At 60.6% G+C, this 15379-nt stretch carries 14 protein-coding genes and 1 pseudogene; 6 read left to right on the top strand and 9 right to left on the bottom strand.

Annotation, left to right across the window (positions count from 1 at the left end; genetic code table 11):
* Positions 1-84 precede the first annotated feature (84 nt).
* A complete protein-coding gene (locus tag NKH41_RS19115; protein WP_352769426.1) occupies positions 85-1527 on the top strand; it encodes a glucosamine inositolphosphorylceramide transferase family protein in 1443 nt (480 codons plus the stop codon).
* Between the two features lie 18 nt (positions 1528-1545).
* Here the strand turns inward: NKH41_RS19115 and NKH41_RS19110 are convergent, their stop codons facing one another.
* Positions 1546-2859, bottom strand: a complete 1314-nt coding sequence (locus NKH41_RS19110) for a VpsF family polysaccharide biosynthesis protein (RefSeq protein WP_352472504.1) — start codon at positions 2857-2859, stop codon at positions 1546-1548.
* A 167-nt stretch (positions 2860-3026) separates the two neighbouring features.
* On the opposite strand from NKH41_RS19110, the gene NKH41_RS19105 reads away from it, so the two are divergent.
* On the top strand, positions 3027-4577 hold the full coding sequence (locus NKH41_RS19105; RefSeq protein WP_352778519.1) for a GumC family protein: 1551 nt from the start codon (positions 3027-3029) through the stop codon (positions 4575-4577).
* 8 nt (positions 4578-4585) lie between these two features.
* Entirely contained in the window at positions 4586-5692 is a 1107-nt protein-coding gene (locus tag NKH41_RS19100; RefSeq protein ID WP_352769420.1) for a glycosyltransferase, read from the top strand.
* A gap of 94 nt (positions 5693-5786) precedes the next feature.
* Here the strand turns inward: NKH41_RS19100 and NKH41_RS19095 are convergent, their stop codons facing one another.
* Positions 5787-6647, bottom strand: coding sequence for an alpha/beta hydrolase (locus tag NKH41_RS19095; protein WP_352769417.1), 861 nt, complete (start codon positions 6645-6647; stop codon positions 5787-5789).
* Between the two features lie 238 nt (positions 6648-6885).
* On the opposite strand from NKH41_RS19095, the gene minC reads away from it, so the two are divergent.
* Genes minC through minE form a run of 3 tightly spaced genes read left to right on the top strand, consistent with a single transcriptional unit; the run spans position 6886 to position 8709 of the window.
* Entirely contained in the window at positions 6886-7605 is a 720-nt protein-coding gene (minC, locus tag NKH41_RS19090; RefSeq protein WP_352472500.1) for a septum site-determining protein MinC, read from the top strand.
* Between the two features lie 19 nt (positions 7606-7624).
* Complete coding sequence (minD, locus tag NKH41_RS19085) at positions 7625-8440, top strand: septum site-determining protein MinD (protein ID WP_352472499.1); 816 nt, start codon at positions 7625-7627, stop codon at positions 8438-8440.
* On the top strand, positions 8437-8709 hold the full coding sequence (gene minE, locus NKH41_RS19080) for a cell division topological specificity factor MinE (protein ID WP_352683186.1): 273 nt from the start codon (positions 8437-8439) through the stop codon (positions 8707-8709). The genes minD and minE overlap by 4 nt, the downstream gene beginning before the upstream one ends.
* Positions 8710-8974: 265 nt before the next feature.
* On the opposite strand, the gene NKH41_RS19075 is transcribed toward minE, so the two are convergent.
* From NKH41_RS19075 to NKH41_RS19045, 7 genes and pseudogenes are all read right to left on the bottom strand, one after another.
* On the bottom strand, positions 8975-10294 hold the full coding sequence (locus NKH41_RS19075; protein WP_352769414.1) for an ABC transporter substrate-binding protein: 1320 nt from the start codon (positions 10292-10294) through the stop codon (positions 8975-8977).
* Positions 10295-10389: 95 nt separating this feature from the next.
* On the bottom strand, positions 10390-11238 hold the full coding sequence (locus tag NKH41_RS19070) for a carbohydrate ABC transporter permease (RefSeq protein WP_352769411.1): 849 nt from the start codon (positions 11236-11238) through the stop codon (positions 10390-10392).
* Positions 11235-12152 (bottom strand): carbohydrate ABC transporter permease, encoded by a 918-nt coding sequence (locus tag NKH41_RS19065; protein WP_502895679.1) that lies wholly within the window; start codon positions 12150-12152, stop codon positions 11235-11237. Before NKH41_RS19065 ends, NKH41_RS19070 begins: the two co-directional genes overlap by 4 nt.
* Positions 12153-12171: 19 nt before the next feature.
* Positions 12172-13263: an ABC transporter ATP-binding protein gene (locus tag NKH41_RS19060; RefSeq protein WP_352449658.1), complete on the bottom strand. Its 1092-nt coding sequence runs from the start codon at positions 13261-13263 to the stop codon at positions 12172-12174.
* A gap of 49 nt (positions 13264-13312) precedes the next feature.
* On the bottom strand, positions 13313-14824 hold the full coding sequence (arfA, locus tag NKH41_RS19055) for an arabinosylfuranosidase ArfA (RefSeq protein ID WP_352769405.1): 1512 nt from the start codon (positions 14822-14824) through the stop codon (positions 13313-13315).
* A gap of 19 nt (positions 14825-14843) precedes the next feature.
* Positions 14844-15005, bottom strand: a complete 162-nt coding sequence (locus tag NKH41_RS19050) for a hypothetical protein (RefSeq protein WP_352541706.1) — start codon at positions 15003-15005, stop codon at positions 14844-14846.
* A 4-nt stretch (positions 15006-15009) separates the two neighbouring features.
* Positions 15010-15379, bottom strand: a pseudogene (locus tag NKH41_RS19045) (transcriptional regulator); the annotation flags it as partial.

The raw sequence follows: 15379 nt of genomic DNA, 5'->3' as shown, positions 1-15379 counted from the left end.
GCCGCGTTCTCCCGGTTTAACTCTTGTGAAAGGTTGGACTGACAAGTAGTCTATGGCAGTAGTCTTGAAAAAGAATATATTGGATTGACTAATATTTTAATCATCGGCCACGCCGACACATCCCGGCGCTGGGAAAATGAGCTTCTGGCGCGGTTGAGTGCGGCTGGACATGCGGTTTCGAGTTGCCGCGCGCCGACGCCTGAACCCAATGCGCGCACGATGGATAATGTGCTGGCGCTCGAGGGCCGGCGCTTCGGCCGCTCACTGGCAAGCCGTTCCCGGCCGTTGCCGTCCGGCGACACCGGCCCAGTCGATCTTATAGTCGATCTCACGGCTACCGCCGCACGACGCGGCACGCCTGTCCTGACGCTCGAATTTTGCGGCCAAAGCAGCTTTGCCGCAGGCATGACCGAGATGCTGGCGAGCGGGCGGCTGCCCGAACTCACCGCGCGCCTCGACGGCGTTGCCGTCGCCACGGCGCGGCCGATGATCAGCGACCGGTTGTGGCTGTCCCGAACCAGCAACGACCTGCTCGCCGGCGCCATCTCCCTGATTGCCCAATGTGTCGCCCGCTTTTCCGCGGGCAAACTTGCGCCGATTGCCGAGAGCCCGGCGCCGCCCCTGCAGAAAGGCGGATTTATCGGGCACTATCTGCCCTTTTTCGGCAGGGGGTTAGTCGACCGCGCCGTGCAAAAACTGCGACGTGGTCGGCGTCCCTTCTATTGGCAGGTTGCTTATCGGCTGATCGACGGTCCAGGCGTCGCCGAAACCGGACTGCTGGATGGTAAGCCCTTCACCGTGCTTGCCGATGACGGGCAGCGCTTCTACGCCGATCCGTTCGTTCTCGAGCGCGACGGCCGTCATTTTCTGTTTGTCGAGGAGTTTCCCTACTCCACCGGCCGCGGGGTGATTTCTGTCGCTGAACTTGGCACCGACGGCACTTTCGGCGTGCCGAAAGTGGTGCTGGACGAAGCGCATCACCTGTCATATCCGCAGGTGTTCGCTCACTCCGGCGAGATTTTCATGATCCCTGAAAGCGCTACGGCGCGAGAACTGGTGCTCTACCGTGCCGTGCAGTTTCCGGATCGCTGGGTACGCGATACGGTGCTGATGACGGACAGGGATTTCAACGACGCCACGCTGCTCGAATCCGACGGCCGTTTCTGGCTGTTGGGGACGGAGCGGTTCGGTTACGGCAGCGCGTCCGACACGATGGCCGTCTATTCCGCCCCGGCGCTGCGTGGGCCGTGGGCTGCGCACGCGCTCAATCCCGTCGCCGTCGATCACTCGGCCACTCGGCCGGGCGGCGCTTTCATCCGCCAGGGCGACGCTTTGCTACTGCCCGTGCAAAACGGGTCTAGAGCCTATGGCGGCGGCCTGGGATTGATGCGGTTGGATCGCCTTGACGACTTCGATGTCCTGTTTGCACCGCCCCACCCGATCGGCCCAGGACCGGCATGGGCGCGGGCGGGCATCCACACGCTCAATCGCGCAGGCAATGTCGAGGTTGTGGATAGCGCCGGCTGATGCGTCTGGAGCCTGCGCTTATCCAAGCCGATCCAGTTTCGGCTCGGATGCGACAGCGGTCGAAGACGTGCTCTTCGGCTGGTTTCTATACGGCACGTTTCTATAGGCAAGCAGCAACACCACGATAGTCGTAATATCCGGCGCTTTTGACGAGAGCGCGTTGTTCGACAGCGCAGCAAGCAGGAAGGTCATGGTGCCGATCCATGCCGGCAGCGGCGCCGCGCGCAGCAGCCGAAAAATGAACCAGAATACCAGCACTATGAAGAGCACAGCTATCGGCAAGCCGAAGAGCATGGTGATGACCACCGGAGCGCTCTCGATATAGGGCAGATGCAGCTTCTCTTTGACGATCGCCAGGAGGTCGTCGACGTTCATGCCAAACAGGATGTCTTTCCAGCTAACAAGTCCGAATATCTGGTAGATCGTCACCCGCGCCATGAAATTCTCGTCAAAGATCGTGTTGCCGAATCGATTCAGCAGCCCGCCCGAAAATAGTATGGCCACCAGCACTGCGCCGCTCACCAGGGCGAACAGCAGCACGACGGACTTGGCCTGCCGCTGGTGCTTGAGAGTCAGGCGCGGCCAAGGCACGAACAGCAGCAGAATGAGGGTTTCTCCCGCAGCGAGCATCAGGGCGGCGCGGGCGCCTGACGCAGCACAACCGACGAGCAACACGAGAATCGATGCCACCCGCACCCATATGCGCCAGCGCGTCAGCGGCACGAATCCGATGGCTGTGGCGCAGAGCGCGCCTAGCGCCAGCGGGTGCGCCGATAGGCCAATTGGCCTGAACTGCAGTTCGTTGAGACCGTAAGGCATAAATCGATGTTGAGTCACCGCTTCGATCGTGCCGAGCACAGCGCTGAGGATCACCATTCCAAGCACGACGTCGCCCAACGCCCGCCGCACTTCCGCGTTCAAGGCCAGCATCAACAGGCCTGCGGCGCCGGCCACCAGATAAGAATCGATGATGAACCCGGAGGAGCCCGCACGGCCGGTGACGAACAGATAGGGCACCAGCGCGAACATCAGCACCGAAAAGCGAATCAACGCTTTGAATATCCCAATTTCGTCGCCCTGCAGCAGAAACGGTCGGCTGAAAAGAACGACGGCAAGGACCAGGAAGATCGCATAGGTGCCGAAATGCAGCTTCTCGTAGAACGAGCCCCCCTGGGCCGTATAGTCGACGACCATGTTCATCACCTGCGGCGACACCGTAAAGCGAAGCAGGAGCGCGAAGGCGGCGCATAGGAAAAACAGCAGCGACAGCGCGTTCTCACGGCGCGCTCGACTGGGCAACAATCGTTCCGATGCGGCAGCGGGATAGCTCATGGCCCATCCAGGTGAAGGTATTCAAACAGCATTCCGGGCAACGAGACCCCTTCAACGTCCGCCGGACGGACAGCGAGAGCGGTAAAATGGGCCAACTTGGAAAATAAGATGTTAACGATGTTTCTGTAGAGCAGGCCAAGCGTAATGATTTAACAAGGGTTGTCACCATGTCTGCCGGTTCCGGCACACCCCCTATCTCCGCGACGGCTTCCAATAACAGTGCATTCGAGCGTATCGCCAATGCACGGCGCAGGGCATTGCTGCAACAGCATGGCCCAGTCGCGGGGCTAAGCTCCGCGCCGGTGACGCCGCAACCTCCAGAGCCTGTCGCAACGGTGACCCTGGACAAGATCGGCGATTTCCTTGAGCTCGATTTTCGGCGTCTGTTCGTCTGGCTGCGGGCCGGCCTCGCCCTGGCCTTCATGCTGGCGGTAGTCGGCGGCATTGTCGGCGGCGCCTATGCATTGCTGAGCAAGCAGCGTTACACCGTCACGACCGAGGTCCTCATCAACCCATCCAATTTGCAGGTTGTGGAAAACGACCTCTACTCGCAACCGGGCCAGGTCGATAGCCAGTTGCTCAGCACGCGCAGCAAGCAGCGCATCCTGACCTCGGGCAACGTGCTTTCCCGTGTGGTGGACGAACTGAACCTGACTCACGATCCAGAATTCTTCGATCCGGACCGGAGCACATCCTCGTCCGGCGCTGTGGCGAAGCCCGACCCGAGGCTCATCGCCTTGAAGAACCTGGCGGACCGGGTAGACGCCATCGCGGATCCGACCTCGTTTGTCACAACCCTCTCGGTATCTGCGGAAACCACCGCCAAGGCGATCCTGATCTCGCAGGCCATAGTCAAAAACTTCCAGGAAGAACTGGCTAAGGCCGAAGCTGCCGGCGCCAGCCGTGCCGCGGCTGCCCTTGACAGCCGGCTTGGCCAACTCAAGAGCGACGTGCAGGCAGCCGAAGAGAAGGTCGAGAGCTACAGGCGCAGCCACAACCTGTCGTCCAGCAATGGCCAGCTCGTCAGTTCGCAGACGCTGACGCAGCTCAATGGCGAAATCGTCGATGCGCAATCGCGTGTCATCGCCGCGCAGGCAAGCTACGACGCCCTGGTTGCCTCCGGTATCAACGGGGCCAATCCCGACCCCACGGTTTCGGAAGCGCTCGCTGCGCTGCGCGACAGGTCAAACAGCCTGCGGCAGCAGATCGACTCACAGTCGATGACCTTCGGTCCGCGCCACCCGACGATTGTCAGGCTCAGGACGGAACTCGAGACCGTCAACTCGCAACTCCGGGCCGAGTTCTCCCGCACCGTCGGCACGGCAAAGGCCAGCCTGGACAAGGCCCGGGCCTCGTTGGCTTCTCTCAACGCCAGGATGAACGATCTGAAGAGCAATGTATTCACCGACAGCGAATCCGAAGTCGCCCTGCGAGAACTTGAACGCGATGCCGCGTCCAAGAGAGCGGTCTATGAGAGCTTCCTGTCACGTGCGCGCCAAATCAGCGAGCGCGAGCAGATCGACACCACAAACGTACAGGTGATTTCGACCGCGGTGCCCCCGCCCGCGCGCTCATGGCCCCCGCGCACTGCCCTGGTGGCAGGCGCCGGAGCGTTCGCAGGCTTTGCCCTGGGGATGCTGCTGGCCATCGGCATGGGCATCATCCGCGACATGCGCCGGCCGCCGAACCGATCAGGCGTTGCCGCCAGCCGAGCCTGAAGCAAGGCATGGTGAAGCGCATCGTTTTCCACATCGCCAGCCTGAGGGGCGGCGGCGCCGAACGTGTTTTCGTCCTGATGGCAAATGAACTGGCATCGCGTGGCCACGAGGTCACGCTTTTTACCTGGAACGCGGAAGGCCCTAACGCCGCGCTGCGTTCCGCTGCCGTGCATCTGGTCGACTTCGGCCTTCTCTTGCGCGGCGAGGGTTACGCCAAGTCGGCGACGCTGAAAGGCATCGTGAGAAGCGCAAATTTGTTCCGCCGCCTTGATCCTGATGCGGTCTATAGCGCCCCGGAATTCGCCAATCTGGTGATGGCGCTGTCACTCATGTTGGCCAGAAGCCGGGCAAAATTCTTTCCAAGCTTCCATGCCGCGGCCTCGCTGCCTGCCAGTGGCCTCGGCGCCAGGCTGGCGATCTGGCTTTCCGCGCTGGTTGCAGCGCGCGCAACCAAAGCCATCGCCGTTTCGGCGGGTGTCGGCCGTGACATCATCGCCCGAGGCTTCCCCGAATCGAAGGTTGTCGTCATCAACAACCCGCTGCCGCCGGCTGTAGCACCGCAGAGGAATTCCTATGCCTGGCAGGCAGCGTTGGCGGCGATGGGCAATGGCCCGGTCATCGCCACCGCGGGACGCCTGGTGCCGGTCAAGGACCACCGGACTTTGCTGCGGGCCTTCGCTGCCCTGCGCGCCGGCCGCCCTGCCCGGCTTGTCATCTTCGGCGAAGGTCCGCTGGCTGCCAAATTGCACGCCTGTGCCGAGCAGATCGGCATTGGCCAGGACGTACTCTTTGCCGGCTACGTCAACGATCCCGCAGCCTGTTACGCCGCAGCCGATCTGTTCGTCCTTACATCCACGAGCGAAGGCTTTGGCAACGTCTTGGTCGAGGCCATGGCCGCCGGTGTCCCCGTAATCTCCACCGATGCTCCGCACGGCCCGCGCGAAATACTCGGTGACGGCCGCTTCGGCACCTTGGTGCCGGTCGGTGACGCCGCGGCCCTGGCGAAGGCGATGGCCGAGATGCTGGACCACCCCACCCCTGCTGCCGTGCTGAAAAACAGGGCGGTGGATTTCACAGTCGACAAGATTGGCGATCAATACGAAGCGTTGCTCTAGTCGTTACGCACTGCCAGCAGATCGCGGTTGGATGCGGTCGACGTGGTCGGGCTTTGATTGCGATAATCTCTTCACGGGCTGGGGCGCAACGAATTCATCGTGAGGCGTTCCCTCGTTCCTTGAGTTGTCGGGCAAGGAAATCCTTGACCGAATCGAGAACCGCGTCCCGTTCATGAGATATGCCTGGCAGCAAATCGAAGCGCACGCGCGCGCCCGCCTCCTCGAACGATCGACACAATGCCATGAGGCGTTCCGGCCGTGTTCGCCCCGCATCGTTGGCGCCCGGCATCCAATGGGTGCTGCCTTGGACATGAGTGATTTCCCAAGTCTCCAGGTCAGCGTCGCCGACGATCATCTGGAAAGGCACTTTTGCCAGCGCTGCGGCATCGAAGGTGATGCCGAACTTCTCGGGCAGATCGCGAATGCCCACCCACCAGTCATGCGTCGGATCGAGCAAGGTCACCGAGCCTGGCGCGCCGATTGAGGCCGCCCAGAGCCTGTCGGGATGCAGGATAGCAAAACGATGCGTGAAATGTCCGCCGCCGGAAAATCCGAACATGGCAAAGCGGCTCCAATCCTGACTGTATTTGGCGCTGACCTCCTCAACCATGGCGAGCAGCACCTGATCGTAGCGTATGTTGCCCTCGAGCAAATATTTGTACCCGCTGCGGGCATCATCCCCGAGAACGCCGATTGGAAACAGCGGACACAAAACGGCGCAGCCGTTCCAGCGTCCGAACTCGGAAAACGCGTCGCGGAATCCAAGAAAAGAGGTGCGGCCGGTGCCATGGACAGCGACCATCAGATCGACTTTGGCCCCTTCCCCAACCGCGGGAGGCACATACAGGCAATAGTGAAAGCGCGCGTCTGATTTGGAAGCAAAGATGGCGGTCGCGCCAAGGTCATAGGTAGCGCGACCGCGATCCGCGACAGGCCCCTTGGCAACACTTGTCAAATCGATAACTCCTTAATAGGCCCGGCGTTCCGACAACAATATACCGGTCGGCCGACCTCGTGAACTGGAGGCGCCTCCAGGCAGCCGCGAGGAGGACCTCGTCGTGCACCGGAAGCAGGGCGCCGCCGGGACGATCAGGGACAAAAAGAATGCCTTCGCCAACGCCTCGGGAAGCCGCCATTAACTTTTCGTTAACCATGCCGGGCTAGCCTTAACCAATCAGTAAGGACTCGCCTCTGTGACCTGCGTCGCTCCCATCCAAAACAAGTCCATACGCTTTCGAGCGCGCTCGTTTGTAGCCTTCACCCTCACCCCTGAGGCTCCGCTAGGGGAATGGCTGCAAAGCCTCGATCACTGGACCGAAAACTCCCCCGGCTTCTTTGCCGGCCGCCCGGTCGTGCTCGATCTGAATATACTCAAGCCCGAGGTGGGCGAGATGCGGGATCTGGTCTTACAGCTCGCGGAGCGCGGGATTCGCATCTACGCGATCGAGGCCGATGGCAATGTAGCGCTCGATGCCGATCTGCCGCCGCTCCTCGTTGGCGCCAAGGAGGCCACCGCTGATGCGCTTTACGTGCAGCCGGACCCGAAGGCCGCCGCTGAGGCCAAGACGGAAGAACCGCAGGCGCCGAACTCATTGATGATCAAGGCACCGATCCGCTCCGGCCAGTCGATCTTTCATCCCGATGGCGATGTGGTCATTGTCGGCTCCGTCAGTTCCGGTTCCGAGATCGTCGCCGGAGGATCAATCCACGTCTACGGCACGCTGCGTGGACGTGCGTTCGCCGGCGCCACGGGAAATTCCGCGGCTCGCATCTTTTGCCGGAAAAACGAAGCCGAACTTCTGGCGGTGGACGGCTGGTACCGCACTGCCGAGGAGATGGACGCCTCCTCGCGAGGAAGGCCGGTACAGGCCTTTCTCGAGGACGGCGCACTTTGCGTCGCACCGCTCAACTAACAACATTGGAGGCACAAATATGGGCAAGGTAGTGGTTGTCACATCCGGCAAAGGGGGTGTCGGCAAGACGACCTCGACGGCCGCTCTCGGCGCCGCGGTCGCGAAAACCGGCAAGCGGGTGGCTCTCGTCGATTTCGACGTCGGCCTGCGCAACCTCGATCTGATCATGGGTGCCGAGCGGCGCGTTGTTTTCGATATCGTCAACGTCATTCAGGGAACCGCCAAGCTTTCGCAGGCGCTGATCCGTGACAAGCGACTCGACACGCTGTTCCTGCTGCCGGCCTCACAAACGCGCGACAAGGATGCTCTCACCGAGGAAGGCGTCGCCGATGTCATCGACAAGCTGCGCTCGGTTTTCGACTACGTCTTCTGCGACAGTCCCGCCGGCATAGAGCGGGGCGCGCAACTTGCCATGCGCTTTGCCGACGAGGCGGTAATCGTCACCAACCCGGAAGTGAGCTCGGTCCGCGATTCCGATCGCATCATCGGCCTGCTCGACTCCAGAACGATGAAAGCCGAGCAGGGTGAATCGATTGCCAAACACGTGCTCGTCACGCGCTACGATGCTGCGCGCGCTGCCCGCGGCGAGATGCTCAGCATCGATGACGTGCTCGAGATCCTGTCGACGCCCTTGCTGGGAATAATTCCCGAGAGCCAGGACGTGCTGCGCGCATCCAATGTGGGCGCGCCGGTTACGCTCAGCGAAAACACCAACCCCGCCGCACGCGCCTATATCGACGCGGCGAGAAGACTCGAGGGCGAGGACCTGCCGGTCATTCTGCCTTTCGAGCGGAGGGGCCTCCTCGACCGGCTGTTGGGAAGGAGGGCAGCATGAACCTGCTCGATATCTTCAAGCGCCGCGGCAGCGCGCCGGTGGCGCGCGAGCGCTTGCAACTGCTGTTGGCTTACGAGCGTCGAAGCCGCAACCAGCCCGATCTCGTCTCGGTGTTGCGCGAGGAGATCATGGCGGTGATCGCCCGGCATGTTCAGGTCGACCAGGATTTCCTGCAGGTGAGCATGGATCACGGCGAAACGACGTCGAGATTGGAGATCGACATCCAGATCCCCAACAAGGTCGCAATGCCCATAGCCGCGGCGTTCTAGAGCGGAATGCATTTGGATCGAATCGGGCATTCCGCTCTATCTGTTTGTTCCAGCCGCATTTGTGCGACGCCAAGTGGTTCCACTTGGCTGCAAAATGCTTAGCTTGCGTCGGCTGCTGCCGAGGTTGCGGCGCCGTGGTTGGCGTGTTTGACCCGGTCGCCACCGGCAAGTCGCGCAATTCGAGGACAATAATCACTGCCTCACTAAAAACCCGCGGCCGTTTCCAGCCGCGGGGGGCCTTGGGAGGGCCTTTCGAAACCGGTGGTCAGATGTTGGCGAGCAATTCGTTGACGCGGCTTTCCATGTCGGCAAGGGCGGTGTCGATGTCCTTCTGGCCACTGATTGCTGCACTCATCTCTTCGCCGATAATGTCCTGGATCGCAAACTGACGCTGTACGGCGGACGGCAGCGGCTTGCCGAGATCAGCGACCGCAGAGATCGTGTTGCGATGCGGCAGGGCCTTGAAGGCGTCCGAGGTGATGACGGCCTTATAGGCCGGCAGGTGACCGGTGCGCGACCATTCGAAGTCGTTGTCGGCGAAGAACTTCAGGAATTTACCGATGGCCGCGATCTGTTCGGGCGTGCGGTCTTTCTGCGAAACGGCCCAGGTGTGGCCGTCGGCATACTGCGCGTGGGCGCCGCCAAACAGCTGCGGATACGGATAGACCGCATAGCCGCCCTTGTTGAGCGCCGTACCCTTGGTCTCGGACTGCGCGTTGTAATCGCCGACCACCCAGGTGCCGTTAAGGTGGACGCCACCCTCGCCGGCAAGGAAGGCGTTGATCGACCCGCCATAATCGAGATCCTTGGTGGTGTAGCCCTTCTCGAAGATCGCCTTGTACATCTCGATGACCTTCTTGGCTTCCGGCGTATTCAACTTCACATGCTTCGGATCGGCGAAGAAATCGGAATCCTGCTGGAAAAGATAGGTATAGAGGTTGCGTGTGTAGAGTGCAGTCTCATTGGTCAGGTTCTGGACGAAATAAGGCTTGCCCGTCTTCTGCTTGAACTGTTCGGCCTGGGCGAGCAGTTCCTCGGGCGACTTTGGAAAAATCGGCGTGCCGTCGGCATTGACCAGGCCGGCTTGTTTGAAAAGATCCATGTTGACGTGATAGAGCATCGTCCAGCTGTCGATCGGCAGGCCGTAGATCTTGCCGTCTTTGGTGGCGCCATTGCGCGCCGCGTCGGTGAAGGCGTCGGGTGTCACGCCGACCGACTTCAAGAGATCGTCGAGCGGCATCAACAGGCCCTTCGACTGATAATCCGACAGTACGGATTCATGGATCGTGACGATGTCCGGAGCGTCGCCTGAAGCGAACTGCGCGGTCAGCTGATCATAGCCGGGCCATTCCACGGTAGTGACGTTGACATGGACATCGGGATTGTCGGCGTTGAACTTGTTGATTAGCGAGGTGATGATGCCGCATTCGCCAACGGCCTTGGTGGCATCGGTGTTGGTGCCGAAATCGGCATCGCAGGCGCCGAAAAAGCGCTGCACGCTCAGCTCCGTGGCCGCGAAGCTTGGACTTGCGAGCATCATTGCGCCCGCAGAGACTGCGGCAAACAGTATTTTCTTCAGTTTCATATCAGTTCCTCCTACTGAGTTTCCGCCGCTCCACCCTGGATTGGCTTTCGTGCTTCAATTGCTGCGCATTCCCCCCGGCCGTCAGGCAATCTTCGTTATCTCACCGCAGCGCCGGAGACTGCCGTGACGATGTATTTCTGGAAGAACAGGTAGACGATCAGGATCGGTGCACCGGCGAACACCGCCTGCGCCATCAGGAAGCCGATGCCTTCGGACTGGGCGAAGTTGGCCTGGGTCGAGGCCATGCCGACCGTCAGCGTGAACATGTCCTTCCTCGTCGCCGAAATCAGCGGCCAGAAGTAGTCATTCCAGGCGCCGAGAAAGGTGAAGATGCCGAGCGTCGCCTGCGCAGGCAGCGTGAGCGGCAGAAGCACCTTCCAGAAAATTCTGAGCCGGCTGGCGTTATCGAGCATGGCGGCTTCGTCCAACTCCTTCGGGATGGCCTTGAAATACTGGGTCATCAGGAAGACACCGAACGGAGCCGAAAGGCCCGGCAGAATGAGCCCTTGATAGGTGTTGTGGAACTTCAGCATGCTGAAGATCTGGTGACGGGCGACAAGCACGGCCTGTTCCGGGACCGCCAGACCGAACAGAACGATCACGAACAGCGCGTCTCGGCCGGGGAAATTCAGCCGTGCAAAACCGTAGCCCGCGAGCGACGACAGGATCAACGTGCCGAGCGTCAATCCGCCCGAGACGATGATGCTGTTGCGCACCCAGATGAACACCGACGAGGTGCCGACGGTGTTGATGTAGTTCTTCAGCGTATAGGGTGCGTGAAACACCGAGTTCGGATCGGCCATCAGCTCCGTATTGTCCTTGAGTGATAGACCGACGACCCACAGAACCGGCGCGATCATGACGATCGAAAGCAGGATGACCAGGGCCAATAACAAATGGTCGCCAAATGCCCGGCCCTTGATGGAAGCTGCTGGGGCGCTCATGCCTGGTCTCCCCTGCTGCGTGTCACCAGGTACTGGGCCATGGCCGCGACCAGGATGAGGATGAACAGGATTTCCGATGCGGCGGCGCCCAGGCCGAGATCCCAGCGACGGAATGCGGTATCGTAGATATAGAGCACGATCGGCTTGGTCAGATTGTTCGGACCGCCGCGCGTCATTAGCCAGGCCTGGCCGAACAGCTGGAATTGCAGCACGATCTGGATGATGATCACCAGGATGAAGGTCCGCTTGATCGACGGCAGCGTGATCGACCGCAGCGTTTGCCAGCGATTGGCATTGTCCAGCGCTGCCGCCTCGTAAATGTCCTGCGGGATCTGCTGGAGTGCTGAGAGAAAGAGCATCATCGGCAGGCCGATGCACCACCAGATGGTGGCAATGGCGATGCCGGCCATCGCCAGGCTGGGATCGGAAATGAAGGCCGGAGCCGTTGCGCCGAACCATCCGTAAATCGTCGACAACAGCCCGACATTCGGAATGAAGACGATGCGCCAGATCAGCGTGACGATGGTGACCGATAGCACCGACGAGGAAAAGAACAGCGTCCGCAAAACCGCGGCAGCGCGCGTGCGGCGGTTGAGGCAAAGCGCCAGGAAAAGGCCGATCAGCGCCAGCGTCGGCACCGTCAGAAGCACGAAATAGAAGGTGTTCCAGATCGATTGCAGGAAGACCTTGTCGTGATACAGCCTGGCGTAATTGCCGAGACCGACAAAATTTCCGGACGAGAACGTGTCGGCCTTGTGGAAACTCAGCCACATCCCCCAGAGCAGCGGGAAGAGCAGCAGCGTGGTGAAGAAGAACAAGAATGGCGCAACGAAAATGACGTTTCGCCATTGCGGCGCATAGATGTCGGCGGTAGGGGCTCTGACGCCGACAGCAAGCGTCGCGGTCGGGGACATCGCCAGCCGGTCAGCCATCTCAGGCCTCTCTCGCATGCCAGGCGCGGCCGGTCTCGTTGAACAGATGCGATTTCTGGCCGTCAAAGGCGAGCCCGATTCTGTCGCCGACGGCGACGCGGCTGTTGCCGGCATCCGAGCCGACGATCTGCTGGCCATCGCCCAGCCGCGCGTAGATCAGGGTGCGTTCGCCGAGCCGCTCGAGCACATCGACCACGCCGCCGGCATTGCCCTGTCCGGCGGCAACGATGCGCACGTCTTCAGAACGGATGCCGAAAGTGTACTTGCCATCGGTCAGTTGGCTGGAGGCGATCTCGGTCTGCACCGAGACGCCGTCCGCAAACCTGGCCGTGGCGTTCTCGCCGGATCTGTCAAGCGTCGCATCGACGAAGTTCATCGCCGGCGCGCCGACGAAACCCGCGACGAATTTGGTCGCCGGGCGTTCGTAGATCTCCATCGGGGTACCGATCTGGTCGATCTTGCGATTGTTCATGACGACGATGCGGTCGGCCAGCGTCATTGCCTCGACCTGGTCATGGGTGACGAAGATCATCGTCGATTGCAGCCGCTGGTGAAGCTGGGCAAGCTCGATGCGGGTGCGGGTGCGCAACGCCGCATCGAGATTGGAAAGCGGCTCGTCGAACAGAAAGGCCTTCGGCTCCTTGACGATCGCACGGCCGATGGCGACGCGCTGGCGCTGACCACCGGAGAGCTGGCCCGGCTTGCGATCGAGCAGATGCGGCATTTCGAGGATGCGGGCGGCTTCGTTGATGCGCGCCTCGATGACCTTGCCTGGTACGCCGATATTCGCAAGCCCGAAGGCCATGTTGTCGCGCACCGTCATATGCGGATAAAGCGCATAGGACTGGAACACCATGGCAATGCCGCGCTTGCCCGGTGGCAGATGATCGATGCGCTCGTTGTTGATGGCAATCTCGCCGCTATCGACAGCTTCGAGCCCGGCAATCATTCGAAGAAGCGTCGATTTTCCGCAGCCGGACGGGCCCAGGAACACGATGAATTCGCGTGCCCTTATGGAGAGCGACAGATGATCCAGCACCGTCATGGCACCGAACTGCTTGCTCACGTTCCTGATCTCGATATCGGCCGTCACGTCGACGCTCCTCCTCAGCGTTTGCGCTTTCTCGATGATCCGCCTGAACTCAGAGCCTCAGGCGTATGACCTGGTAGGAATAGGCCGGCAGTGACAGGCTCAGCTTGCCGCCGGCGAGCGAGGCGCCCTCACCCTTCCTGAGGCCGACATTGCCAGGGTTTTCGGCCGAATTGACGGCTTTCAGATCGGCGTGTGCCATCACCTGGTGATCGACGATCTCCGCTGCGCCGAAGCCGGTGAGGTCGACCACTGTTTCGATTGCCTCGCTCGAATGGCGGTTGACGGCGAAGAAGGTGACGTGGCCGGTTTGCCTGTCGTGCACGCCGGCAACATCGACATAGGCGACGTCGCCCGCAACGCTGGATTTGTAGGTCGGGCTTTCCACCTTGAGATCCAGCGCATTGCCGCGACCATAGTTAGAAGCAAACAGATAGGGATAAAAAATCGTCTGTCGCCATGCCGGGCCATTCGGAACGGTCATGATCGGCGCGATGACATTGACCAGTTGTGCCAGGCAGGCGATCTTGACGACATCGGAACGGCGGATGAAGGTGTTGAGGATCAGGCCGACCTGCAGCACATCCTCGAAATTATAGATGTCTTCGAGCAACGGCGGGGCGAACGGCCAGCCGTTGCTGCCGCCGAGTATCTTCCTGTCCTGCTCCTTGGAATGGTACCAGACGTTCCATTCGTCGAACGAGATGTAGACCTGCTTGTTGGAGCGCTTCTTGGCCTTGATATACTCGATGACGCCGGCGACCGAGACAATGTAGTCGTCGAGCTTTTCGCTCATGGCGAGATAGTTCGGAGCGTCGTTGGCTTCGTTGTCGAAATACATGTGCAGCGAGATGTAGTCGACCTCGTTGTAGGTATGGTCGAGAACCGTCGCTTCCCATTCAGGGTAGGTCGGCATCTTGGCATTCGAAGAGCCGCAGACCACCAGCTCGAGTGACTTGGAGAAGGCGCGCATGGCCTTGGCCGTCTCATGCGCCAGCCGGCCATACTCGTCCGCGGTCTTGTGGCCGATCTGCCAAGGGCCATCCATTTCATTGCCGAGGCACCAGAGCTTGACGTCGAACGGCTCCTTGCGGCCGTTGGCGATGCGCCTGTCGCTCCATTTGCTGCCGCCGGGATGGTTGGCGTACTCCAGCAGGTTGCGGGCTTCATCGAGGCCGCGCGAGCCGAGATTGACGGCAAGCATCATCTCGGTGTTGGCGGAGGTGCACCAATCGGCAAATTCATGCAGGCCGACTTCGTTGCTTTCCGACGTGTGCCAGGCGAGGTCGAGGCGCACTGGGCGCTGTTCCTTGGGGCCAATGCCGTCTTCCCAATTGTAGGCCGAGACGAAATTGCCGCCGGGGTAGCGGACGATCGGAACATTGAGTTCCCTGACGAGGTCGATGACGTCCTGACGCATGCCGTTGGCATCCGCTGTCGGATGGCCGGGCTCATAGATGCCAGTGTAAACTGCCCGCCCCAGATGCTCGATGAAGGATCCGTAGAGCCTCGGATCGATTTCCGAGACAACATAGTGCGGATGAGCCGTAACGGCTGCCTTCATGCATTTCCTCCCATCGATATCACAAACGATGATTTAAATCATCTTGCCCGATATCAAAGAGGAATTGGCAGCCCTTCGTCAAGCCAAAATAGCCAAATGTAGGACAATTAGACGAACGCTTTGGAACAGCAGAAAGCCAGATAGTTGAAATTGCTGCGTTATCTTCAGAACCCGGTTTCATGATATCAACCAGTTTTGATCCTGAGCAGGATGTCCTGATCGTAATTTCCAAAGCCCTTGCCGAAAATATTGATCCCGCCGGGGCGCTCGGCGTCGTCTTTGACGCCGATACGGACGCGGATTGAATGATGGCTCTTCAGATCGAGTGCGGCGAGGCCGGTTTCGGAAATCCTGAGGCCGTCGACATAGGTGCCGTCATTGGCAATTCGCCAGTTCTTCAGCTTACCGTATTGCGAGCCCTTAAGCTTCCACCAGGTGGGCGTGAAGACGCCGCGCTTGTCGCCGAAATCCCCCGGCGACGTCCAGGTGCCGACATCGACGCCATTGATCGTCAGCGTGATGTCCGAGGGCCAATCGGCGCTGGTGCCCGGCACT

This window comes from Mesorhizobium sp. M1169 (assembly GCF_040318345.1).
Lineage (GTDB): Bacteria > Pseudomonadota > Alphaproteobacteria > Rhizobiales > Rhizobiaceae > Mesorhizobium.
The sequence above is the reverse complement of the archived record's forward strand: the minus strand, read 5'-3'. Positions and strand labels throughout refer to the sequence as shown.